The sequence below is a fragment of the Kribbella albertanoniae genome (assembly GCF_004348455.1).
Classification (GTDB): domain Bacteria; phylum Actinomycetota; class Actinomycetes; order Propionibacteriales; family Kribbellaceae; genus Kribbella; species Kribbella albertanoniae.
In genome coordinates this window covers 19680-44132 of the sequence record NZ_SMKA01000039.1, presented here as the reverse complement: position 1 = coordinate 44132, position 24453 = coordinate 19680, and the positions used below count along the sequence as shown (strand labels likewise).

Annotated in this window: 20 protein-coding genes; 16 read left to right on the top strand and 4 right to left on the bottom strand. The window is 68.8% G+C overall.

The genetic code is table 11. The features are described 5' to 3' along the window. On the top strand, positions 1-420 hold a 420-nt coding region (locus tag E1261_RS12265), incomplete at its 5' end, for an acVLRF1 family peptidyl-tRNA hydrolase (protein ID WP_132405949.1). A 7-nt stretch (positions 421-427) separates the two neighbouring features. Here the strand turns inward: E1261_RS12265 and E1261_RS12260 are convergent. After that, complete coding sequence (locus E1261_RS12260; RefSeq protein ID WP_132405947.1) at positions 428-991, bottom strand: hypothetical protein; 564 nt, start codon at positions 989-991, stop codon at positions 428-430. 46 nt (positions 992-1037) lie between these two features. Beyond that, complete coding sequence (locus tag E1261_RS12255) at positions 1038-7931, bottom strand: hypothetical protein (RefSeq protein ID WP_132405945.1); 6894 nt, start codon at positions 7929-7931, stop codon at positions 1038-1040. A 106-nt stretch (positions 7932-8037) separates the two neighbouring features. On the opposite strand from E1261_RS12255, the gene E1261_RS12250 reads away from it, so the two are divergent. The 13 genes from E1261_RS12250 (at position 8038) to E1261_RS12190 (ending at position 19922) form a co-directional block, all read left to right on the top strand. Continuing rightward, complete coding sequence (locus E1261_RS12250; protein WP_132405943.1) at positions 8038-8487, top strand: hypothetical protein; 450 nt, start codon at positions 8038-8040, stop codon at positions 8485-8487. A gap of 52 nt (positions 8488-8539) precedes the next feature. Continuing rightward, positions 8540-9274, top strand: a complete 735-nt coding sequence (locus E1261_RS12245) for a hypothetical protein (protein ID WP_132405941.1) — start codon at positions 8540-8542, stop codon at positions 9272-9274. After that, positions 9274-10059 carry a CpaE/TadZ family protein gene (locus E1261_RS12240; RefSeq protein ID WP_132405939.1) on the top strand — a complete coding sequence of 262 codons (786 nt, stop codon included), beginning with the start codon at positions 9274-9276 and terminating at the stop codon, positions 10057-10059. The genes E1261_RS12245 and E1261_RS12240 overlap by 1 nt, the downstream gene beginning before the upstream one ends. Beyond that, positions 10056-11366 carry a TadA family conjugal transfer-associated ATPase gene (locus E1261_RS12235; RefSeq protein ID WP_132405937.1) on the top strand — a complete coding sequence of 437 codons (1311 nt, stop codon included), beginning with the start codon at positions 10056-10058 and terminating at the stop codon, positions 11364-11366. The genes E1261_RS12240 and E1261_RS12235 overlap by 4 nt, the downstream gene beginning before the upstream one ends. A 4-nt stretch (positions 11367-11370) precedes the next feature. Further along, positions 11371-12264 carry a type II secretion system F family protein gene (locus E1261_RS12230; RefSeq protein WP_132405935.1) on the top strand — a complete coding sequence of 298 codons (894 nt, stop codon included), beginning with the start codon at positions 11371-11373 and terminating at the stop codon, positions 12262-12264. Further along, a complete protein-coding gene (locus tag E1261_RS12225; RefSeq protein WP_132405933.1) occupies positions 12261-13175 on the top strand; it encodes a type II secretion system F family protein in 915 nt (304 codons plus the stop codon). The genes E1261_RS12230 and E1261_RS12225 overlap by 4 nt, the downstream gene beginning before the upstream one ends. An 88-nt stretch (positions 13176-13263) precedes the next feature. After that, positions 13264-13482, top strand: a complete 219-nt coding sequence (locus E1261_RS12220) for a hypothetical protein (RefSeq protein WP_132405931.1) — start codon at positions 13264-13266, stop codon at positions 13480-13482. A 6-nt stretch (positions 13483-13488) separates the two neighbouring features. Continuing rightward, positions 13489-13947, top strand: a complete 459-nt coding sequence (locus E1261_RS12215) for a TadE family protein (RefSeq protein ID WP_238176161.1) — start codon at positions 13489-13491, stop codon at positions 13945-13947. Further along, the gene (locus E1261_RS12210) at positions 13944-14405 is read left to right on the top strand and encodes a TadE/TadG family type IV pilus assembly protein (protein WP_132405929.1); all 462 of its coding nucleotides are present in this window, start codon (positions 13944-13946) and stop codon (positions 14403-14405) included. Before E1261_RS12215 ends, E1261_RS12210 begins: the two co-directional genes overlap by 4 nt. Further along, entirely contained in the window at positions 14392-15204 is an 813-nt protein-coding gene (locus E1261_RS12205) for a TadE/TadG family type IV pilus assembly protein (RefSeq protein WP_132405927.1), read from the top strand. The genes E1261_RS12210 and E1261_RS12205 overlap by 14 nt, the downstream gene beginning before the upstream one ends. A gap of 5 nt (positions 15205-15209) precedes the next feature. Further along, positions 15210-15863 carry a hypothetical protein gene (locus E1261_RS12200; RefSeq protein ID WP_238176160.1) on the top strand — a complete coding sequence of 218 codons (654 nt, stop codon included), beginning with the start codon at positions 15210-15212 and terminating at the stop codon, positions 15861-15863. A 102-nt stretch (positions 15864-15965) separates the two neighbouring features. Further along, positions 15966-16910 carry a hypothetical protein gene (locus E1261_RS12195; protein ID WP_132405925.1) on the top strand — a complete coding sequence of 315 codons (945 nt, stop codon included), beginning with the start codon at positions 15966-15968 and terminating at the stop codon, positions 16908-16910. A 30-nt stretch (positions 16911-16940) separates the two neighbouring features. Then, positions 16941-19922 carry a BTAD domain-containing putative transcriptional regulator gene (locus E1261_RS12190; RefSeq protein WP_132405923.1) on the top strand — a complete coding sequence of 994 codons (2982 nt, stop codon included), beginning with the start codon at positions 16941-16943 and terminating at the stop codon, positions 19920-19922. Positions 19923-20229: 307 nt separating this feature from the next. Here E1261_RS12190 and ypfJ read toward each other — a convergent pair whose 3' ends face one another. After that, positions 20230-21129, bottom strand: a complete 900-nt coding sequence (ypfJ, locus tag E1261_RS12185) for a KPN_02809 family neutral zinc metallopeptidase (protein ID WP_132405921.1) — start codon at positions 21127-21129, stop codon at positions 20230-20232. Between the two features lie 107 nt (positions 21130-21236). Here ypfJ and E1261_RS12180 point away from each other — a divergent pair, with 107 nt between their 5' ends. Then, the gene (locus tag E1261_RS12180; protein ID WP_132405918.1) at positions 21237-22835 is read left to right on the top strand and encodes an ABC-F family ATP-binding cassette domain-containing protein; all 1599 of its coding nucleotides are present in this window, start codon (positions 21237-21239) and stop codon (positions 22833-22835) included. 45 nt (positions 22836-22880) lie between these two features. Further along, positions 22881-23651 (top strand): enoyl-CoA hydratase/isomerase family protein, encoded by a 771-nt coding sequence (locus tag E1261_RS12175; protein ID WP_132405916.1) that lies wholly within the window; start codon positions 22881-22883, stop codon positions 23649-23651. Here the strand turns inward: E1261_RS12175 and E1261_RS12170 are convergent. Next, positions 23632-24453 (bottom strand): alpha/beta fold hydrolase, encoded by an 822-nt coding sequence (locus E1261_RS12170; RefSeq protein WP_132405914.1) that lies wholly within the window; start codon positions 24451-24453, stop codon positions 23632-23634. The two genes, E1261_RS12175 and E1261_RS12170, sit on opposite strands and share 20 nt — an antisense overlap.

Here is a 24453-nt window from a genome sequence, read left to right as displayed (position 1 = left end):
CTGCTGGTACGGCGGGGTGGGTATGGCGCGGGGGTTTTCGTTGGGCCGAAGTTGGTGGACTCGAAGGTCGGGTCACGTCATGTGCAGGGGACGACGAAGGCTGGTGGGTGGTCGCAGCAGCGGTTCGCCCGGCGGCGTGACAACCAGGCGCGGGAGGCGTTCGCGGCGGCCACGGAGGTCGCCGTACGGATCCTGGCCGGGGCTCGGCTGGATGCGCTCGTGTGCGGGGGAGACCGGCGGGCGATCGAGACTGTGCTGGAGGATCCGCGGCTGAAGGGGATCGCGAAGCTCGTGCGGCCGCCGTTTCTGGGCGTGGCGGATCCGAAGCAGAAGGTGTTGGAGGCAGCGGGCGTGGATGCGCGCGCGATCCGGATCGAGCTGACCGAACCTCAGGACGAGGACGGGCCGTCGCAGAGCTGACCGACCTTTAGGAGGACGGGCCGTCGTAGAGCGCGCGGAAGTCCGACAGCGTGCCCTCGTAATACTGCAGGTCGTCGAGAAGCTTGGCACGGTGCACGAGTTGCGGGCTCTCGGCGAGCGCCTGCCGCCCGAAGTCCGACCAGATCGCCGACTCCGGCACCTCATCCGCATCCTCGGGCAGGAACTTCAACGCCTCCCGTACGGCGTATGCGGCGTACTCCCAGTTGAGCTCGACGACCGAGCGGTCCTGGCCGGGCTGACCCGTGTACGCCATGTCGGCGGTCAGCGCGCGGCGGGCGAACGTCGCCGCCAGCACTGCCCACTGAGCTGCATCGATCAGCGTGGAGACACCCAGCCCGAACGGTACGCCGACCTTGCGGGAAGCGTCCTCACTCGCATACGGGACCTCGATGTCGCCGGATGCCGACGCATAGGTCCAGGCGGTCTCGCCCTCGGTGACGTTGACACCGGGCTGCAGATCCGCCGGCGGCACCGCCGGGGCGGACAGGTCGGCCGCGGTCTGGACGCTGGTGTATACCTGCGCCTCGATCAGGGTCCTGGCAGTCAGCATCAGTTCCCGCACTCCTGTTCGTGAGATCGCATGCACCCTACCCCGCTCATGGTCCCGAGATCGCCGGTCCCTGACCGGTCGGCGACATCGCCCGCCCGGTCGTCACACCAGGCGCCGGCTGCGGGGGAGGCGGTGCCACACCGGGGTTGAACTGCTGGGCCGTCGAGCCGTAGTCGAGCCCCTTCAGCATGCTGGCCGGTACGCCGTTCTGGACCAGCGCGGCAGCGGCCTTCGTGGCGAAGTCGTCGTTCGGGCCCATCGTGTTGTACAGCTCCCGAAGGTCGACCCGCCCCTGGGCCATCAGCGCGATCCGCCCGTCCAGGCTGCCGAGCGCAGCGCCGAAGCCACCGTCGGCGACGCCTTCCAACCGTGCAGTGCCGTCGCCCGGGTTGTACACCGCGAGATAGAGCTGCTCGTGGTCGTCGCGGTCGCGCAGCGACACCACGAGTGTTTGCCGCTCCTGCTGTGCCTGGGCCAACGCCGCCACCAGCGGCCGGTACGGCTCATGCACTTCGTTGCCAGAAGCATCGATAACCGTCTCCGTGGCTTCGATGTCGGGCCGACCGAGGCCGTCCGGTGTGACCATCAGCCGGGTGTCGGCGAGTGCGGCGTCGACTGTCACGCCGGTCTCCATCGCCTGCAGAGCGGCGAGGTACTCGTGCTTGAGCATCTTGACGAAGAACTGACCCCGCGCGACGTCCGGAATCTCCTTGCTCCGCTTGGTTTCCGGTGTTCCGCGCCCGCTGTCGCGCACCTGCTCGATACCGACGTCGTAGCTCACCGGGATCCGAATCGTGACGACCTCGCCCTCCTCGAACTTGCTGGTCTCCAGCCGGCTGCCGTAGGCGTCGGAGTTCTGTTCCTTCACCTGCTCACCGACCGACCCACCGACCGAGATCGGACCGCCCGCCGCACCCGCAGTCACCGTGCCAGGACCGAGATGGCTCCCTGAGCTGCCCGAGCGGACGGAGGTCTCACGTCGCGACACCGCCCCGGTCTGGGCATCACCGATCGGGCCCTCGACCAGCTCGAGACCGGTCATCCGCGCGCTGATCGTGGTGCTGACCGTGGTCTTACCGTTGCCGCGAGCAACCATCGGAGGCAGGCGCAGACCACCATCACTGATCAGCTCGTGGAAGTACGCCTTCATCGCCGTAGCCTTGAGATGCCCCTCCAGCGCGCCACGATGCTCGGCGAACCCGGCCGGCCCGAGCACCCTGGGCTCACTCAGTTCCGCGCTCAGGACGTCGTACAGCTGGTTGGTCCGCGAGTCGCCGAGGCCGTACGGCTGGGTGGTCTCAGGGACTGCGCTCTCGGTGACCCGGATCGGTCGATGCTCGGTGTGGTCCTCGAGTTGCGGACGGGTCCCGGGCTCGCGGAGTAGCTTCTTCGGCACCAGCAGGCTGAGCTCGGCCTGCAGCTGCCGTGGGGTCGCCGCAACAGAGAGCTCGTCCGGCGTCGTCCGGTCCAGCTTCCAACGCGCGCTGGTGAGCGCGGCGGCACCGGCGCCCTGGATCCGGGTGACGTTGGAGGTGTAGACGATCGAGCGCTTCACCTCGGACATGTCGAAATGCCCGGTCCGATTCACGGTTGTGTTCGTCGTGTTGCTGGCGGCCTCCTTCGAGCCGACGCGGGCGACTTTGCCGCCCACGTTGCCCGAATCACCGGCCGCGGCGCTGCCGCCGAGCTCTGCGGAGTACGTCGTACTGTGGCCGATCACCTGGTCCTGCCCGTGATACCCGTAGCCCTGGTCGAGACCGATCGCCTCGACACCGGGGATCTCCGGCGTCCCGTCGACGGTGTACTCACCGACCATCTCCGCGGTGATCTGGACCTCGTACAGATCCGGGCGTTCCTGCCCCTGGATCGGCACCTCGATCGTGGCGACGAAGCCACGCGCACCGAGCATGTTCTCGAGCTCGCCCCGGTGGGCGTCCGCGGCCAGGTTGACCCGTAGCGCCGGCGCCAGCAGCTTGCTCTCGGTCAGCACCCCCGGCGCGATCTCCTCGAACTGCGGCCGGACGAGCTCGAAAAGGTCGACCGGCAAGCCGTCCGGACCGGCGACGGTCAGCGAGTCGATCTGAGCCGACGCAAGGCTTTCCCGGTACGACGGCCCCGGGTCGACCGCACGTCGCTGAGCAGCCAGTTTCTCGGTGGCGAGCAGTCGCTCGTCGACCTGGCTGGGCGCCGAGATGCCGGCGTTCTCGGACACCTTCGCGGCCAGCTGCTCGGAGGAGTGCTCGGCGGCCAGGCCGGTGGTGACCCCGGCCCGTTCGAGCTCGTAGCGGCGGAGGAAGCCGATCGCGACCCGCGAATCCATCGTGACGCGATCGTGCAGGTACCGCTCGGCGACATCGGCCACGACCGGCAGCGGCAGGTCGAGCTCGCGCTTCGCATAGAGCGCGAGGGCACGCCGCTCGGCCATCGCCTTCTGAGCGAGTGCGTCGTCGAGCTGAACGGTCTGTACGACGGTGCCGGTGGAGTCGATGATGTCGGCTTCGAGCTCGTAGCGCTCCAGGAACTCGTAGTGCGTGCCTGTGTTGACCAGCAGCCACTCCTGCCCGGTCGCGCGGCTCACACTCGTGGACTGCGACGACCCGGCGTTCCGGCCGATGGAGCCCGATCCGGCCACCGACGACGCATCGGCATCGGTCTGACCGCCGCCGCCCTCGATACCTGCCCCGTCCGAGGTCGACGTACCGGAGGTGTAGGAGGCATCGGTCAGGGTGAGGTTGATGTCCGCGGTGTTCTGCTGGGTGACTGCCAGGAAGGTCTGACTGACCGCGCGGCCGCGAAGAATGACCTTGTACTGCTGGGGAAGCACGCTGCGATCGGCGATCGCCTCGGCCAGGTTCGCCGGCGGCGCCGTGATCATCTCCGGGATCTCGAAGTCGCCGTTCATCCAGTCCGGACGCGCGACCAGGCGGTCCGTGGAGAGGGCGGCGTCCAGCTGCGCGATCGTGATGGCGTCGGCCCGGTCGGCCTCCTCGACCTCCTCGTCCGGGGCGGAGGCGGGCAGCTGCGCGGCGGCGTTGAAGGCCTTGACCTGGCTGAAGATCTGGTTGGCCGGATCCCTCGCATCGAGGGCCACTGTGATTCCCTCGCGGACCGCGGCAGCCGTCGGCGCCTTCGGGATCGCCTCGATGACCGGCACCTCGGCGCGCGTCTCGGACTGCGCGTAGAACAGGTCCATCGAACCGTGAACATCGGCGATCGGCGTTTCCAGGCCGCGGCCGGTGCGCTCCGCGAACGTGATCCGGATGCCCTGCCGGATCACGTCGAGCGGCTCGGTGCTCTCGGCGAGCACGACGCGGTTGACCCGGCGGCCGGTAGTCGTCGTGACACTGCGCCCGACCGCGTTCCGGTTGAGCTTGAGGCCGCCCCGGCCTGTCGGCCCGCTCTGCCCTTGGTCGGGGCCGTCGCCGACCGTTGCGCCGGCGGACAGCGGCAGGGAGGTCGATCGCGTCGTACTGCGACTGGTCGCGTCCGAGGTGATGCCGAGCCGAACCACGTGGCGCGCAGGCGTCGTACCGCGCCCGTCCTGGTCGTCGAAGTCCTGCTCCACGCCCAGGCGGAAGTGGCGGTAGCGCGGTGTGCGTCCGGTGTGCTGATCGACCAGAGTGACCGGCAAACCGCCTTGGCAGGCTTGGTTGATCCCGGCCTGGATGCGGTGCGCAGTGATGTTCTGGATCACCCGGTCGTAGTTCGCGAGCTGACCGGCTCGCCGCAGCGGATCCTTTGACAGCGCGTCCATCCGCGGCCGGAAGTGCGCGTCGAGTGGGGGCACCAGGCCCAGCTGACTGAGGTTCGTCAGCGCGTCCCGCTGAGCCTGGTCCGCGCCCTGCAGGTTCTCCGTCAGCGCCTTGCCCGGGCCGCGCAACTGATTCGGCCCGGCGCCGTACCAGGGCGGCACGGACTGCGGTCCGGTCGGCGGTTCGGGATCACCGCGCAGCAGAACCCGGTTGTCCTGGTCCAACCGCAGGCTGCCGTCGTCCTCCCGCTGTACGGCGTCAGCCGCGGCCGGCCCGCCCGCGCGCAGCAGGTCGTTCTCGGTGACCCGGAGTCGCGCCTTGCAGGTGTCCTCGACCACGATCGGCGTGGCCTTGCGGTCGGAGATCTTCCGCAGCGTGGCCCGGACCTTGAAGTCGACGATGACACCCTGCGTGGAACCTCGATCGCGATGAACCACCGGCGTGATGGCGGTGCTGCTGACGTTCTGGCCGCCGGAGCGACTGACGTTGCGCCCGGCCGAAGCAGTCGGCACTCCTAGCGCGGTGGCACCGACTGTGCCGGTCAGCGAGGTGCCGTAGGTCTCGGAGGCGTTGATCCCGGAGAAGTCGACCTCGACACCCTCCTTGCCCACCTCGGTGCTGGGCTCGCCGCTGAGCGTCGCGGTACTCCACACCGGCTCGACCTCGATGGTCAGCTCGTACTCCGGCCGTCCGTCGATCGAGATCGGCCGTGTGAGCCCACCGGGCTTGGTGAACTCGTGCAGCAGCCTGCTGGTGTCACGGGTGACCATCAGGTTCACGTGGTCGTAGGCGACCCGGTCGAGCCCGCCCTCGCGGTCCCGGAGTTCCCTGGTCAAGCGATCGCTGATGTCCTGTACGCCGTTGATCCGCGTCACGGTGTGCGGCGGGAACTCCGGACTGCACTCGTCGGCCCGGCCCAGCTGCTCCAGCGTCACCGTCGCCGTGGGCGCCTGGACGGTGTAGGCACTGGGGATCCAGGTGAGGTGTTCACCGGCATCGACTGTCTCGACCGGTGACCAGTCCGCGGTGGGGGAGCTGCGGTACTCGATCAACCACTTGCACTGCGACCGGTAGAGCAGGGACTCGCCGTGCGCGTCGTCGACCTCGCCGTCCTGCTCATGCGTCGACAGACCCGACCCCTGGGTGAAGGACTGCCCGCGGTTCACGTCTGCCCTGGGCGCGGCGACCTGGCTCGCTGTGTGCATCGCGCTGCCGGGAGGCGCCATCGCCATGATCGGCTGCAGGTTCACACCGAACGACGTACTGCTGGAGCGAGTGCTCGCCCTACCGATGCCCTGTCCGCCGGCGCCGATCCAGCCGTTCATCTGCTGGGCCAGATCGTGGTCGCGGTCGACGATCTCGCTGAGGTCGGTCCGCTCCATCCGCAGCCGGACCTGGCCGACCTGCTTGACGTCGTCGGTGGGGCTGCCGCCGACCGGGATCACCAGGCCGTCGTCCGACATCAGCAGCCGGTACTCAGCGGTCGGGATCGGCCGGGGAGCGGTGGGGTCGAGCCCTTGCTTGCCGCCGTGGGCCTGGATGATCCGGTTGATGTCGCCGACCGGGGCGAGCAGTGCCTCGCCGGTCGGTACGCCGGTCTCCATCAACTCTGGGGCCGGTAGGGCTCGTGCGCTGGCGGCCTCGTAGATCTCGACGCGGTCGGTCGCTTCGTCGGCGAGCGCGACCAGCTGTGCCTGGGGCGAACCGGCGTCGATCGCGGTGAGCAGATCGCGGTAGCCGGTCAGCGCGTGGTCGGCGTCGTCAGCGACCTGCTGGTATCCGGTCGCGAGCTGGGTGTGCCGGCCTGCTTTGTTGCTAGCGGCAACGGACTCGACACGGAACACGCGAGCCCGCTCGGCGGCGCCCAGATCCCGCAGCCCCTGCTCGGTAACGGCTTTACCTTCGAGGTCGGCCGCTTCGACGGTGGCCGCTACCGCCGACGCCACCTTGGAGTCGGCCTGCAGGGTGAAGCCGGCGACGGCCGTCTCCAACTCGTCGATCTGCCGGACGACCTGCTCACGTAGTGCCGCGGGGGAGTTCGGGGTTGCTGATTCGCTCAGCAGCCGGTCGGCTGTGCGGCCGAGTTCGATTGCATCCGGGGCCGAGCGCGCGTCGGGCGACCAGGGCAGCTCGGGCATCGCACCGCCGCGGCGCTTGATCGCGCCGGCCAGACCTTCGATCTCGGTGCGGATCTCCGCCTTGCTCCGGGTGCCGTTCGGGTCGCGCCACTCCTTGGCGAGCAGTTGGTACGTCGCATAGTCCGCGCGGGTGCGGATGTCGCGCTGCTCGACGCCGAAGCGGGCCCTCAGCCGGCCGAACATGCCCTTGGGCTCGGGAGTAGCGAGTTGCTGGGTCAGCTGGCTGAGCTGGTGCGTCCAGACCTGGGCAAGCTGTCCGTCGGCGACGGTGGGCGAGATCCGCAGTACGTGCGGGTCTTCCGCCGTACCGGCTGCCAGACGGCCTTGGGCGAGCAGTGTGCCGACAGTCCGGTCGACCTCGACGCGGACGTACTGCGATCCGCCGATCACTGCGAGTCCGGGGCCGGCAACGGCAGGTGCGTCGGGCAGTTGTCCGAGGGCAGCCAGGGCGGAGTCAGCAGTCAAGGGAGGTGCGTCGGCCGGCCGGCCAGGGGTGCCGGTTGCTCGGGTCAGGATGCGGCGCGGATGGAGGCGGCGCTGAGGCGGTGTCACTGGGACGGCACTACCGAGACTGCGTGTGGCCTGGCTGATGGTGGCGGCGCCGGAGACGGCCGCAGTCAGCGAAGGGGGCCGGGGGCCGCTGGGAAGAGCGGCCAGCCGGGTAGCGGCTTCGGGTGAGGTCTGGGCGGCACTGCGCAGGGCGACCCGGAGCATCGCGCGGGCCTCGTCCTGACGCGATTGGTCCAATCCGGGCACAGCGAGCAGCCGGTCGAGCGCAGCGGCCGCACCGAGGCCGGGCTCCTCGTCACGGTTGCGGGCACGCTCGGCGCCGAGCAGTGCGACCGCCTCGGCCAGCATCCGGTCGTCGTGCACCTTGTCCGTGGCCCGGCGGGCCAGGTACGCCTGCAGGTCGGAGGTGGTCCGCTCCGGCAGGACGTCGTACCGGCTGGTCAGCCAGACGCTGCCGTCGCGGAGCGGGACAGCAGTGGGCCAGGCGATCCCCAACGCGGTGGCAATCGCTGTCCGGGCACGGCTCTGCGGGTCAGGCACCACACCTCCGAAGGGTCGTCTGGCCGGGACGCTAGCAAACTTTCGGTTACTCGCCAGCTACTCGAAGCACCCGTTCTGTTAACGATTTACGCCCTAGGGTCGAGCCATGACCGAGCTGGGATCTTCCGGGTGGACAGTGGCCGAAGCGCGCGGAGTGATCGCGCAACTGCGGCACGTCGCCACCGAAGGCCCTGAGTACGACGGCGTCGAGCTGTTCCTTGCCCTGTGTGAGTACCTGGATCAGCTGTACGGCGGCCACGGCTTCGACGTACTGCTGGTGGATCAGGAGCTCGCTGGGCTGGCCGGAGCAGTTCGTGAGCAACGGTCACGACGCGCCGGAGCGGGGGAGCGGCTGGAACAGCCGGTGAACTCTGCCGTCACGCTTGGGGAGGGCCGCGCACTCGCAGGTGCGCTGGAGAGCGCGGCGGGCTGGCAACAGCAGCTAGGACTGGCCCTGCAGGCGCTCTACACCTACCTAGACCAGTTGTACGGCGGACCGGGTGCGTTCACCGAGCTTTTGACGTCGGAGGAGCGCAGCCGGGTCGCGAGCCGGTAACAGGCCGCACCGGTTGGCGAGGATGGCACCTGACAGCCATTACGGTAGGCGCGTGAGTCTCTCGTCCTCCACTCGTACTCCTGCCCCCAACGCCCGCGGTACGGGCCGGCCGGCGGGCGGTGGTGCGAACCGCCTCCCGAACAGCCGGGAGCGCCGTCCGGCACTGGCCGCCCTGGCGGTCATCCTGATCCTGCTCGGCGCCGCCGGCTCCGCCCTCATCGCCCTGAACAGCGGTAATCGCGAGGGCTATGTCGCGGTCAAGAAAGACTTCCTGCCGCCAGGCCATCAGATCACCGCCGAGGATTTGACCAGCGGCGACCTCGCCGGTGCGACCGGCGCGCTGACCAAGTGGTCCGAGCGGCAGAAGATCATCGGCAAGTACACAAAGGGCTGGCTCTACCAGGAGCAGTACATCGGTGGGTCGAACGTGACGGACGTTTCTCCGATCCCGAGCGGCGCTGCCCAGGTCGGCGTGGTGCTCGACGCTGGCCGAGCTCCGTCGGACGGGCTGAAGATCGACGACATCGTGCAGGTCGTCCGGGTGCCGTCGGCGAACCAGGACAGCGTCGGCCCGGCCACGCTGGTCTCGGCTGCGGCAGTGACGTCCGCAGCCGGTGGTGTGGTCGCTGACAAGGGCTCCACGGTCAACACCCTCAACGTGACCATCCTCGTGCCGGCCGGCAAGGCGACCGCTGTCGCTGCCGCGGCGGCCTCGAAGACGCTGGTGCTGGTCAAGCTGAACCCGGCAACGAAGACGGACGTCCCGCGTACTAACGGGGGTGGCTGATGGCACTCGTAGCTCTTGCGAGTGCCAAGGGGTCTCCCGGGGTTACCACCGCAGGTCTGGTGCTGGGTGCGCTCTGGCCGCGGCAGGTGCTGCTGGCCGAGTGCGACCCGTCCGGTAGCGACGTAGCGATCCGAATGACCGCACCTGGCGGTACGCCGCTCAACTCCGACCGCGGTCTGGTCAGTCTGGCCGCTGCGAGCCGGAAGGGCCTCGGCGACGACGTCATCCACTCCCACAGCCAGCAGCTGGACGGTGGGCTCGACGTACTGCTTGGTGTGCGTGCACCCGAGCAGGTCGGCGGCATGGGCGGTCTGTGGCATCCGCTCGGCATCACGTTCAACCAGATGCAGCAGACCGACGTACTGGCAGATTGTGGACGTATTGGTGCCACCTCGCCGCAGCTGCCGATCATCCAGTCCGCACGCCTCATCGTGATGGTGTGTTCGGCCACAGGTTCGTCGGTGGCGCACCTGCGGGAGCGGCTGGCCGCACTGGTGCACCACGTCGACGCACAGCTCGGTGTGATCGTTGTGGCCGACCCGAAGCGGCGGGACGGCGTGAAGCAGGTGTGGTCCGTCCTGGACGCCATGTCCGTGCCGGTGCGGCACCGCTGGCACCTGGCCTACGACCCGGTCGGTGCGGCGTTCTTCGACGGACGCGGACACGGCCGGCTCGAGAAGACCCAGCTGATCCGGTCCGCGACTGACATCACGGCTGAGATGGCTGCGCTGGTCGCCACGCCTCACGACTTCGACATGGCCCAAGCGGCCTTCCCGACGGCATGAGCGCCGATCAGGAGCTGGTCCGGCGACTGCGTTCCCAGGTCGCCGATCGGCTGAACGAACAACGCCGTCGCGATCAGGTGAACGGCGTACCGCCGATGAGCGCCGAGGACGAGCGTGAGTACGCCCGGTCGCTGATCGTGCAGGTGCTGGAGGATCACGCCCGCTACGAGCTGGCCGAGGGCCGCACACCGCCGACCCCGGACGACGACGCGCAGATCGCCGGCGCCATCCACTCCGCACTGTTCGGGGTCGGGCGGCTACAGCCGCTGATCGACGACCCCGAGGTCGAGAACATCGACATCAACGGCTGCGACCAGGTCTTCGTCCAGTACGGCGACGGTCGCGAGGAGACGCCGGGTCCGGTCGCCGAGAGCGATGACGAACTGGTCGAACTGATCCAGGTGCTGGCTGCCCATGCCGGTCTGACCAGCCGCCCGTTCGACTCCGCGAACCCGCAGCTCGACCTGCGGCTGCCTGACGGTTCGCGTCTGTCCGCCGTGATGGGCGTGACGTCGCGGCCGGCGGTCTCGATCCGGCGCGCACGACTCGGCCGGGTCTTCCTCCGCGATCTGGTGGCCAACGCGACCATTTCCCAGGATGTGGCCTCGTTCCTGAGCGCTGCGGTGGCGGCGCGGAAGAACATCATGATCGCCGGCGCGACGAACTCCGGGAAGACGACGCTGCTGCGGGCGCTGGCCAACGAGATCCAGCCGCACGAGCGTCTGATCACCGTGGAGCGCTCGCTCGAGCTCGGTCTGGGCGAGTTCAAGGAGCTGCATCCGAACGTGGTCGCGTTCGAGGAGCGGCTGCCGAACTCCGAAGGTGTCGGCGCGGTCCACATGGCCGACCTGGTCCGTCGTTCGCTGCGTATGAACCCGTCCCGCGTCATCGTCGGTGAGGTGCTGGGTGACGAGATCGTGACGATGCTGAACGCGATGAGCCAGGGTAACGACGGCTCGCTGTCGACGATCCACTCGAACAGCTCGATGGAGGTGTTCAACCGGATCAGCACCTACGCCATCCAGGCGACCGAGCGGCTGCCGATGGAAGCCACCCAGATGCTGATCTCGGGTGCGCTCGACTTCGTCGTCTTCGTCCGCAAGCAGAACGACTACCAGCATGGCGGGACGCTGACCCGGTACGTCGAGAGCATCCGCGAGGTCACCGGGTGGGACGGCCGGGTGTTGTCCGGCGAGGTGTTTGCTCCGGGACCGGACGGTCGGGCCGCGGCACACGCTCCGATCGCCTGTATGGACGAGCTCGAGCACTATGGGTACCAGCCCATGGTGCACGGAACGTGGGCGTGACGAGATGAGTAACGAGACCCTGTTGGCCCTGCTCTGCGGAGCGGTCGTCGGTGGCGCAGTACTGCTGCTCATCGTCGCGATCCGCGGTACCGAGCCGCGTGACGAGACGCCGTCGATGTTCCGCCGTGGCGGGAGCGTCGACAATCGGAAGAACCTCGTCCGCTTCGGCACCGGCATCGGCGTCGGCCTCGTCGTACTGGCTGTCACCCGGTGGCTGGTCCTGGCCGCGGCCCTCGGGCTGCTGGCCGCGCTGGCCGACCGCTTCTTCGGCGGTACCGGTGAGGAACGGCGTGCCATCGAGCGCCTTGAGGCATTGGCCACCTGGACCGAGGCTCTGCGCGATACCATCGCCGGTGCAGTCGGTCTGGAGCAGGCCATCCCCGCGACCGCGGTGAACGCGGCCCCCGCGATCAAGCCCGGCCTGAACCTGCTGGTCGACCGGCTGCGGATCCGCGAACCGTTGCCCTCGGCACTCATGCGTTTCGCCGACGACCTCGACGACCCGTCCGCCGACCTGATCGTGGCCGCGTTGGTCCTGAACGCACGGCTGCGCGGTCCCGGTCTGCGCGAGGTCCTCAGTGCGCTGGCCGACTCCGCCCGCGAGGAACTCGACGTACGGCGGAAGGTCGCAGCCGAACGGCGTTCCACCCGGCGGTCGGTCCAGGTGGTCGTCGCGATCACACTGCTGGTCGCGGCCGCGCTGGTCCTGTTCAACCCGGCGTACGTCGCGCCGTACACGAGCTTCATCGGGCAGTTCGTGCTGTTCATCGTGATCGCGCTCTACGCGGTCGGCCTGGTCTGGCTACGCCGGCTGGCGAAGATCGAGGTACCGGAGCGATTCCTGATCGGTGGCAGCCAGAAGCCGGTCGACCAGCGGATGGAGGTGGTGGGCGGATGATGTGGGCCTTCTTCACCGGTGCCCTGGTGGGGCTCGGCGCGTACCTGCTGGTGCGGATGCTGATCCGGCCGCGGGCCAACGTGCTCTCGACCATCGCCCGGATCGACGCCGGCCGCGGCGGTGGCGGTGTCACCACGAGCGCGGCCGGGGAGCGCGTGCTCGGCGGCATCGACAAGGCGCGGCACACGCTCGGCCAGCGGCTCGAGGCTGAAGCGAACGCGCGCGGCTGGGCCTTCGGCAAACTGCGCCGCGACCTCGCGGTGATGAACCAGCCGTTCGCCGCGATGCTGGCCACCAAGGTGTTCTTCGCGCTCGGCGCGATGATCTTCATCCCGATCGTGTTGTTCCTGTTCGATGCGCTCGGCTTCGGCGTCCCCGGTGCGACACCGGCCATCGTCACGCTGGGCGCGATGGCCTTCGCGTTCTTCCTGCCGGACCTGGCGCTGCGCCAGGAGGCGGAGGCACGGCGACGGGACTTCCGGCACGTGGTCGGCAGCTTCCTCGACCTGGTCGCGATGAACCTGGCCGGTGGCCGTGGTCTGCCCGAGGCGCTGATGACGGCGTCCACGATCGGCGACCACTGGGCGATGGCGCGGATCCGGCAGGCGCTGGCCAACGCGCGCCTGATCGGCATCACGCCCTGGGACGCGATGGCCCGCCTGGGCGAGGACCTGGGCGTCGAGGAACTGCGGGACCTGGCGTCGGCGCTCGCGCTGGCCGGTGACGAGGGCGCGAAGATCCGCGCCTCGCTGCTGGCCCGGGCCGCGTCGCTGCGCCGCAAAGAGCTTGCCGATGTGGAAGGCAAGGCGGGTGAGCGGTCGCAGTCGATGCTGGTCGCCCAGCTGGTGATGTGCGCGGCGTTCATGCTGTTCCTCGGATTCCCGGCCGCGATCGCGATCCTGGGCAGCTGAAAACGGGTACGGATCCGGAGCAGAGTTCTGTCCGTCGTACAGGGCATACTGAGGCCAGCCCCGGCCTCAAGGAGTGGAAGGCATACGGATGAACACCGAACTGCAGTTCTGGCGCGCGATGACCGGCTACGCGGTCGCCCGGGCGCACGCACAGCGGGCCCGGGCCAAGCAGGGCCGCACGGAGCTCGGCGCCTCCGCGCTGGAGTGGGCCATCATCTCGGCGATCCTGGTCGCGGCCGCGCTGGCCATCGGCCTCGTGGTGCGGCGTGTCATCGACAAGCGCACCGGCGAGATCGAGAACGGCTGACCCATCGTGCCGGTCCGCCCCCCGACCGCCGCGCGCGCCCGCCGATCGAGGTGCCGCCCGAGGCGGCGCTCCGAGCGTGGGGCGAGCTCACTCGAGCTCGCCATCCTCGCGCCGACGATCATGGCGCTGATCTTCGTCTCGATCCAGACGGCGCTCTACCTGTACGGCCGCTCGGTCGCGCTGAACGCCGCCCAGGAAGGCGTTTCCCGGCTGCGGCTGGTGCAGCCGCCGGTGTACAGCCCGGCGGTGGGGGAGAAGGTCCGGGTCGACATCGAGGCGTACGTGAATCAGCTGGCCGGCACGACGTTACAGAACGCGTCGGTGACCTCACCGACGTACAACAACCCAGCTGGCATGGTCTCGTTCACCGTCAGTGGTGACACGGTTTCGCTGGTCCCCGGTCTGGAGCTGCACGTGGAGCGGACGGCGACCGGGCCGATCGAGCAGTTCGAGGCGGACAAGTGAGGCGGCCCCAGTTGTCGGCGCGCCTTGCCGCTGGTTGCCGGCGCGGCGACCGCGGCACGATGGCGCTCGAGATGGTGGTGCTCGCGCCGATCCTGCTGCTCCTGTTCATGTTCCTGCTCGCCGCCGGCCGCTATTTCCAGACCACGGCTCTGGCCGAGAGCGCGGCCCGCGACGGCGCTCGCGCCGCCAGCATGTCCCGCTCCCAGACCGACGCCCAGGTCCGCGTCAACGACGCCGTCACCCGCACCATGGGCCAGGCCGTCAAGTCCTGCAAGGAATCCGCCAGCGGCTTGATCACCACCACCCTCGCCGCCGGCGCCCCACTGTCCGTCGAGGTCACCTGCACCATCGACTACCGCGACCTCAGCTTCCTCGGCCTCGGCGGCGACACCACCATCACCAAACGCTTCACGTCGAGCGTCGACCCGTACCGGGGAGTCCGTGATGGCACCGGATAACCACCGCTCCCGCATCGTCGACTTCTTTCGCATCGATGCCCCGGACAACCATCACGTGCGCGCCCGCGGCGCTCTCAGCCCCGCCGTCGCCATCCTGGCCGTGATGATCTTCACTCTGGCCGGCCTCGTCATCGACGGCGGCCGCCAGCTCGGCGCCCGCTCCCGAGCCGTCGGCTACGCGCAGGAAGCCGCTCGGGTAGGCGCCGCCACCATCGAGCTCAACACCGCCGAAGCCAAGATCGACACCGCGAAGGCGGCCATCGCCATCGCCGACTTCTGCGCCCAGGTCTCCTCCAACGACCCCACCGTGACCTCCTGCGCCCCCACCCAACTCACCACCGACCAGGTGGACATCTCCGTCGGCATAGCCAACAAAACAACGTTCCTAGGCCTCATCGGCAAAACCACCCTCAAGTCCACCGGCACCGGCACCGCCCACGCGGAACAGGGCGTCGAGAAGAACAACGACAGCCCGACGATCCCGCCGATCTTCGTGAGCACCGGCCCGCAGGGGCCCGGCGCAACGATCTCGAGTACGGCGGTCCCGCCGACCCTGAACGTGCCGTGCCCGAAGTGGACGATCGGATCGCCGACACCGACCTGGACCCTGTTCCCGCCCATCCCGTTCCCAGCGACCTGTACGCCGAGCATCACGCCGACACCGAGCCCGACTCCGACGGACGGTGAGGAGAGCCCGACAGGGTCGCCCGGGACGGTCACCAGCACGCCGCCGGGTGGCGGCGCCCCAGCTGCCCTCATGCCGCCGCAGAACTCCCTCCCACCAAGCCTCGGACGTTAAGGACCATGACCGTGCGTAGTGCTTCTCTGACGGTCGCCGCCCTGGCCGGCGTCGTGCTGCTGGCCGGCTGCGGCGGCAACTCCACCGACGGTGGCCGCCCTGTCCCGGCCGGCGGTGGCTCCGAGTCGTCCAGTACGCCGACGCCGTCCGCGGGCAGTTCCACGCCGCCGAGCACAGCCCCGACGACGGAGCCCAGCGCCCCGACGTCGACTGCGACCAAGAAGGTCAACGTCATCGTCGTTCCCGGGAACTTCGCGAGCACTCCCGCCGTCGAAGGGCTCGTGCAGTCACTGCCGCTGTACTACGAAGCACTGGTCACCAAGAACGTGGACATCGTGAAGAACAAGTTCCCCGCCTACTTCTACGCGGACGCCGGTCAGGTCATCGTCGATGCCAAGGTCAACGGCTGGGTGATGAAACCACCGGGCAGCGTGGTCGTGCGCGGGATCGCGAACCAGCCGCTGGGGGTCGTCCGGGTGAAGACCTGCCGGTCGCAGACCACGCAGTACTGGGACCCGAAGGCCAAGGGCTGGACACTGAAGGCGCCTGGCGGTCAGCCGCAGGCGATCGACATGATCAAGACGGGACTGGGGTGGCGGCCGTACCGGATCGGCCCGTCCACCGGGATCAGCTGTGCCGGTGTGAAATATCCGGCCTAGACCTGAATTTCGTTATTCCGAATAGGTGACGGGGGACCGGATAACGGGCACTATGCCCTCGGTCGAAGATAATCTGCCGCTAGGACGACTTCTGGAGTGAGAATGCGCAATCGCGTGGGACGCGGGCTGATCGCCCTGGGTACCGTGCTCACGCTGCTGATTTTCCCTGGTGCCAGCACCGCGTCCGCCGGTGACGGCGAGACGGTGCAGCAGGGGACTCGCAGCTGCAGCATGTACGTGAACTCCATCGGCTTCGGCGCCTGGTGCAGCAACGGCCTGGTCACCTACGGCAGCGGCCAGCCCATTCCGACCTGGAAGGACCGGCTCGGGAACAACGTGTTCATCCCGTGCCGCGATCTGGACGTGCCGCAGGGGATCGCGTTGCCGCCGGCGCCCGAGGGCAAGAAGTGGCGGCTGCGGCTCACGATCGTCGACTACAACCTGAACAGCAAAGACGGCGGCAGGGATGTCCACATCGAGCGCGCGATCGTCCCGGTCGGCCCGGAAGAACAGAACCAGTGCCCGGACAGGGGGTACATGGACGAGTTCTGGGACGAGTTCCACAACAGCTATCCGGACCCCGTGCTGCAGGTCAAGCCGACGTACACGCCACGCGTGAACGTACCGGCGTACTTCTCACTGACTCCGGACACCTCGTACATCCTGAAGAACCAGTCCGGGCCGGACTACCAGGACATGTACTGGGGCGGTAGTCACGACTTCGTGATGCGTGGGCTGGTCGGGAAGATGATCGTCGATCCCGGCGACGGGACACCGCCGTTCGTTTGCCCGATGGGTGTGGTCCCGGCCGGTGACACCGATGGGTACGACGAGACGAGTGACCCGTTCACTCAGATGAGCACGTGCAAGCACGTCTACAAGAAGTCGAGTGCCAGCCAGCCGGACGGGATGTACACGGTGAAGCTGACGATCACGTGGGACGTGTCGTACTGGGTCGGCCCGCCGGAGTGGAACCCGCTGGGGTCGGCGGACGTCCACGCTGTGCAGCGGTTGCCTGTGCAGGAAGTGCAGGCTATCGGTGGGTGACGTGGTGGGGACGGGGACGGAGGAGCGAGCATGGTGAAGACCGGTGAGCCGGTGCGGTCGGCGAGGTTGCCGCAGCAGCGGTCGGCCAGTCCGGGTGCGGATCGGCTGAAGGGGTTCGTGGCGCTGCTGGCGATCGTGGCGATCGTCGGTGGGGTGCCTTATGTGCTGGTGCGCTTCTTCGGGACGCCGTGGCCGGACCAGATGCCGAAGTGGAACGTCCTGTTCGACGAGCTGGACATCCGGGCGGTGCTCGGGATCTTCGCGTTCTTCATCTGGGTGGCATGGCTGCACTTCGTGGTCTGCCTGCTGGTGGAGGCGGTCTCCGAGATTCGTGGGCACGGGTTGTCACCACGGATCCCGCTCGGTGGCGGTTCGCAGACCGTGGCCCGTCGCCTGATCTCCACCGTCGTACTGATCGCCGGTGCTGCCAGCGTGAGCCTTCCCGTGGCCAGTGCGGTCACGACCAGCCCTGGCACGGTTCCGACCTCGGTTTCCGTCGTACAGGGCGGTGAGCACGAGTCCGGCTCCTCCTTCCGCCAGACCGAGCAGCGGAGCTCTGTGCTGTCCGGTTCCACGCAGCAGACGACGAAGACGGCGACCGGCGTACGGACGAACAACGACCAGACGGGTCAGGTCGTCAAGTACACAGAGGTCAAGCCGCCGCAGGGCCGGAACTACGACTGCCTGTGGGACATCGCCGAGCGGTATCTGGGCGAGGGGCGGCGGTACAAGGAGATCTACGACCTCAACAAGAACAAGCTGCAGCCGGACGGCCGCCGCCTCACGAATCCGGATCTGATCATGCCCGGCTGGCAGGTGCGCCTGCCAGCCGATGCCAAGGGCGCCGGCGTGCACACGGTTCGGGTCAACATCGAGCAGGACGGCAAGTCCCACGAGGTCAAGCCGACCAAGACCGTCACGAAGACCTCGGTGAGCAAGCCCACCAAGGTCGCGACTCCTGAGCAGGGGAGCCGCTGGGCCGAGCAGGGCATCGAGAAGGGCTCGTCGGTCACGATCGGCGGCGTCGCGGGCGATCCCGGCGCCAAGAACATCAAGCCGGGCGACCCGAACACCGGGATTCCCGCGCACGACCCGAAGGTGGGGGAGTCCCAGCCGGGCGACCCGGCCGCGGGCGGTACCAAGGTGCCCGAGGTTGTCCCGGTCGCGGCTGACCAGGGCTTCGACCTCACTCAGGCCGGGATCTACGGTTTCGGCGGCACGCTGCTTGCCGCCGGTCTCGCGCTGGCGCTCAAGCGCCGCCGGGGCTGGGCGCAGGGTCCGGGCCCGAAGGCTGCCGGCCACCGGCAGACCGAGGTCGGTCTGCGACTCGCGTCCGACATCCCGACCGCTCAGTTCGTGGACGCCGCGCTGCGTCAGCTCGGCGCGGACATGGCCAAGACCAACCGTCCGATGCCGAAGGTGGTTGCCGCGCTGGTGACCACGAGCGCGCTCACGCTGGTCCTCGACCCGTACGAAGCGCAGTCCGCGCCTCCCGGTCCTTGGCAGGCCATCGCCGAGGGCACCCGGTGGACGCTGCGCCGCGGCTACGCCCCGACCGGTGAGATCACCGCGCCGGCGCCGTACCCGACGCTTGTCACCATCGGTCAGAACGCCGACGGCGCGACCGTGCTCGTCGACCTCGACACCGCGAACGGCATCGTCAGCTTCGGTGGCGTCAACTCGGCCTCCCGCGACGTGGTCGGTTCGCTGGCCGTCGAGCTGGCCACCAACCTGTGGTCCGAGGGTGCGCACGTGAGCATGGTCGGGTTCGGTGACGACCTGTCGTCGCTGGCCCCGGGCCGCCTGAGCTACTGGGTCCGGCTCGACACCGCGCTCGCCGAGGTGACCCGCCGTACCGACGCCCAGGTCCAGGCCTGCGAACGCCGGAACGTCGCCTCGGTCGCCGATGCCCGCACTTCGCATCCGGACACGGCGCTGTGGGGCGCGGAGATCATCTTCGTCTCGGCCCCGCCGTCGCCGGAGGAGCAGGACCAGTTGAACCGGCTCGCCGCGGACCCGCGGCGTGGCATCGCGGTCGTCGTGGTCGGTGACGTGATCAGTTCGCCGTGGCGATTCGTCGTCGACGAGAAGAACCAGGCCGTCTGCCGCCTGCTCGGCCTCGAGGTCGAGGCGCACACGGTCACGCCGGAGCAGGTCAGCGACCTGGTGGCCCTCTTCGAGGCGGCCGAGTCGGATGCGCTGGACAAGCGCCGTACCGAGCAGAACATGCCGGCGTACGAGTTCTCGACCACCGATCTCAGCCTGCCCGCGCCGGTCGAGGTCGACCTGCTCGGCCCGGTCGAGGTGGATGCCCGCGGCCCGATCGACGACGGCCGGATCGCGCTCTCCACCGAGATCATCGCCTTCCTGTCCAGCCAGGACTACGGCGTCCACCCGAACGTGCTGGCCGGCGCCATCTGGCCGCGCGGCATCAGCGACGAACTGCGTGACTCCGCCCTGGAGCACACCCGCCGCTGGGTCGGCAACGACGCCATGTACGCCGATGAGTCCGGCCGCTGGATGCTGAACCGCAGCATCGTCCGCGTCGACTGGGATGTCTTCCGCACCCTCGCCAAGCAGTCGACGATGCAGGGGGACCCGAGAGCAGCCCTCTCCACCGCCCTCAGCCTCGTCCACGGCCCTGCCTGGGCCAACATCCCAGCAGGCCGCTACTCGTGGCTGGCAGCCTCCGGCATCGAACGCCGCATGGTCGAGGCAGTGGTCGACGCAGCGCTGAAGCTGGCCGAAGCCAGCCTGACCCACAACGACGGCCACACAGCCCGCACAGCCCTCCAGACCGGCCTCAGCTTCTCGCCGGCCTCCGAGGACCTCTGGCGAGCCACCCTCCGCCTGGCCGCCCACTTCGGCACCACCCAGGATGTCACCAACGTAGCCACCCAGCTCTACGCCGCCCTCGCCAAACACGGCGGCCCCCGAGGCCCCGAGTCCGAAACCGACGCCCTCGTCGACGAACTCCTCCCCGGCTACCACCGCCCCGCCAAGGTCGCCTGACCCAGCACCGAACCCGCCCTGCACCCACCCGGTGCAGGGCGGTTCCCATTTCCCGTCCCCGGCCACATGTGCTGCCCCGAGACAGGAAGTGGGGGCTGGAGACCTGTTGCCATAGGTCCCCGGCCCGCTTTGCAGGTCTCCGGCCACCAGTGGTGGCCGGAGCTGTGGTGTCGGGGCCTGAGACAGGAAGCTGTGGCGGGAGAGCTATGGCCACAGGTCTCCGGCCAGCAGAAGGTGTCTCCGGCCACCACTGGTGGCGCGGGCGCTTGGGCTGGCGGTACGGCGGATGGGGGCGGTGGATTGCTGACTACAGGGTGGTGGCGGACCAGGTGTCGCAGGTGGTCATGTCGCCGGAGTCGAGGCCGGCTTTGAACCAGCGCATGCGTTGTTCGGCGGTGCCGTGGGAGAAGGACTCGGGGGTGACCTGGCCCTGGGTCTTGGACTGGATGCGGTCGTCGCCTACGGAGGCGGCGGCGTCGAGGCCGATGGCGATGTCCTCGTCGGTGAGTTCGAGGATGAAGGGTTTGCCGTTCTTGCTGGGGACCGTGGTGGCGTGGTTGGTCCAGATGCCGGCCAGGCAGTCGGCCTGGAGCTCGGAGCGGACGGCGTCCGAGGTGGGGCCGGAGCGGGTCTTGATGCGGCCGAGGATGCCGTACAGGTTCTGGATGTGGTGGCCGTACTCGTGGGCGATCACGTAGGCCTCGGCGAAGTCGCCGCCCTTGGCGTCGAGCTCGGTCTCCATGGTGCGGAAGAAGCCGAGCTCCAGGTAGACGCGCTTGTCCGGCGGGCAGTAGAAGGGGCCGACCGCGCTGGTGGCGGGGCCGCAGCCGGTGCTGACCTGGCCCTCGAAGACGCGCATCGGCGCCGGGATGTACTTCTTGCCGCGGCGGGGCAGTTCGGTCGCCCAGAAGCCCTCGATGGAGTTCTGGTCGGCCACGAAGCGGCATTCCTTGCTCGTGGTGACGTTCTTGCAGGCGTTCAGGCTGCCGGGGCCGGTGTTCTCGCTCGTGGGCTCGCCGGTGCCGTCGCTGCCGAGGCCGGGGATGCCGCCGTTCAGCAGCACGATGATGACGAGCAGGATCAGGCCACCGACGCCACCGCCGACCGGAATCATCCCGCCGGGCAGCCCGCCGCTGCGTCCACCGCCGCTACCGCGGGTGTCCTCGATACCGCTGGTGTCGAGATCCGCGTCCGGATTGAATTTCACAACGCATAGACTAGACCTCAGAGCGGGGGATTCAGGCGTGTCGTGACACCGCACCGCCGACCCGCCACCGACGTACGCCCCCAAGCCTGAGGACATCTGCCACCGCGATGATTACTGCTTCCAATCTCGAGGTACGTGTAGGTGCTCGGCAACTGCTTTCCCCGGCGTCGTTCCGGGTGGGGCCGGGGGACAAGGTCGGGCTGGTCGGGCGGAACGGCGCCGGCAAGACGACGCTGACGAAGATCCTGGCCGGTGAGGGGTTGCCGGCGAGTGGGTCGGTGACGAAGTCGGGTGAGATCGGGTATCTGCCGCAGGACCCGCGGACGGGTGACCTCGAGATGCTGGCCCGCGACCGGATCCTGGCGGCTCGTGGCCTGGACGAGGTTGTACGGCGGATGCGCAGCGCGGAGAAGTCGATGGCCAGCGCCGACGACAAGGTCCGCGCGAAGGGAATGCGCCGGTACGAGCGCGCCGAGGCGGATCTGCACGCCGCCGGCGGGTACGCCGCTGAGTCGGAAGCCGCTCGCATCGCGGCGAACCTGGGCCTGCCGGACCGGGTGCTCGGCCAGCCGCTGGGCACGTTGTCGGGTGGTCAGCGCCGGCGGGTGGAGCTGGCGCGGATCCTGTTCGCCCAGGCGGAGACGCTGCTGCTCGACGAGCCGACCAACCACCTCGATGCGGACTCGATCGTCTGGCTGCGCGACTTCCTGAAGTCGTACGCCGGTGGCGTGATCATGATCAGCCACGATGTGAGCCTGCTCGAGGAGACGGTCACCCGGGTCTTCCACCTGGACGCGAACCGGGCCGAGATCGACGTGTACAACGTCGGCTGGAAGGTTTACCTGACGCAGCGCGAGCAGGACGAGCGCCGCCGTAAGCGTGAGCGTTCGAACGCTGAGAAGAAGGCGACCCAGCTCGTCGACCAGGCGAACAAGATGCGCGCCAAGGCGACCAAGGCGACGGCTGCGCAGCAGATGCTGAAGCGCGCCGAGCAGCTGATGTCGGGGCTCGAGGACGAGCGTCGTTCCGACCGCGTCGCGAAGATCTCGTTCCCGTCGCCGGCTCCGTGCGGCAAGACGCCGTTGATGGCGAAGGAGCTGTCCAAGTCGTACGGTTCGCTGGAGATCTTCACCGACGTCGACCTGGCGATCGACCGCGGCTCGCGCGTCGTCGTACTGGGGCTGAACGGAGCCGGCAAGACCACGCTGCTGCGGGTACTGTCCGGGATCGAGAAGTCGGACACCGGTGAGGTGATCGACGGCCACGGCCTCAAGCTCGGGTACTACGCCCAGGAGCACGAGACCCTGGACGTGAACCGGACGGTTCTGGAGAACATGAAGACGGCCGCTCCGGACCTCAACGAGACTCAGGCGCGCAGCGTGCTCGGCGCGTTCCTGTTCTCCGGGGACGACGCGGAGAAGCCTGCCAGCGTCCTGTCCGGTGGAGAGAAGACCCGGCTGGCCCTGGCCACGCTGGTTGTCTCGGCGGCCAATGTTCTGCTTCTCGACGAGCCCACCAACAACCTGGACCCCGCCTCGCGTGAAGAGGTGCTGAACGCGATCCGCTCGTACAAGGGCGCGATCGTGCTGGTCACCCACGACGAGGGCGCGGTGCAGGCGCTGGAGCCGGAGCGCGTGTTGCTGCTCCCGGACGGCGTCGAGGACCTCTGGACGAACGACTACGCCGACCTGGTCTCGCTCGCCTGAGCCAAGGGGCAGCCCCGATAGCTACCCTCGGGTAATGTACGGCGCATGACTGATCTCGGACTGCGGTTCTCGGTGGATGGCCCGGTGGCGCGCGTCGTATTGGACCGGCCGGAGGTGCGCAACGCGCAGACCCCGGCGATGTGGCGTGCGCTGGCCGATTTCGGCCGGTCGCTGCCGGACGACGTCCGGGTGGTCGTGCTGTCGGGGGAGGGCCAGTCGTTCTCGGCCGGTCTGGACCGGCGGCTCATCATGGGCGATAACGACCTGGGCGAGGAGCCGCTGCTCAGCCTCGGCGCGAAGCCGACCGAGGAGGTCTACGAGATCGTCGCCGAGTTCCAGGCCGGCTTCTCCTGGCTGCGGAACCCGAACCTCATCAGCATCGCGGCGGTCCAGGGCCACGCGGTCGGCGCCGGTTTCCAGCTCGCCCTCGCCTGCGACCTGCGCGTCCTCACCCCCGACGCCAAATTCAGCATGCGCGAGCCGGCGCTCGGGCTGGTGCCCGATCTCGGTGGTACGCAGCCGCTGGTCCAGCTCGTCGGGTACTCGAGGGCGCTGGAGATCTGCGCGACCACCCGCTGGGTCGAGGCGGCCGAGGCCAAGGAGATCGGTCTCGCGAACATCGTCGTACCGGCTGAGGAGCTGGCGGCGACGGTCAAGGATCTGACCGACGCCGTACTGACGCCGCTCGCCGGTGCGGTCCGCGAGACGAAGGCGCTGCTGCTCGGTGCCGCCGATCGCACCTACGCCGATCAGCTCAAGGCGGAAGGTGCAGCGCAGGAGCGTCGGCTGAAGGAGCTCATGGCCGCGTTCGGCTGAGCCAGGACCGGATCAGGTTGGCCAGTACGACGGGGTTGTCGTACTGGATGAGGTGACCGGCATCGGGTACGTCGGTGAACTCGGCGCCGGGGATGAGCGCCGCGAGCCGTTGGCCGGTCTGCAACGGGATCCAACCGTCCTCGCGGCCCCACACGACGTGGACCGGCAACGCCAGCTCGCCAAGCCGGCCCTCGTTGTCGACGAGGTAGCGCTCGTCGTACTGGGTGATCTGCCGGTAGAAGGCGGGGTGTCCGCTGTCGCTGGTCCACGGCTCCAGCAACGCCTGCAGGTCGTCCTCGGCCAGGCCGCGGTGGCTTGCGTTCTGGATGTAGGCGCGGAGCACGGCTTCGTGGATGTACGGCGGGATTGCGTCGAGCGTGGTCGGATTGTCGGCGACGAACCGGAAGAACGGTGAGCCGGACGGCGGGATCGCGACCACGTCGACGAGCATCAGCGAGGAGTAGACCGCCTGCTCGAAGAGGGCTGCGCGTAGTGAGACAGCGCCACCGAAGTCGTGGGCAACGACGTGCGGCCGGTCGAGCTTCCAGTGCTGCAGTAGTGCGGCGAAAGCGCGGGCCTGGGCGCCGAAGTCGACCGGGTGGTCAGGCGTCATGGACGACTGACCGTAGCCGGGCATGTCCCACAGGTGCACGGTGAAACTGTCGGTCAGCGCATCGGCATAACGCGACCAGACCCGCGACGAGAACGGCGTGCCGTGGCAGAACACCACATTTGGCCCAGTGCCCGCGCGACCGCAGGCGATGGTGGCTCCCTCGTGCTCGAAGTGCTCGTTGAGATCCAT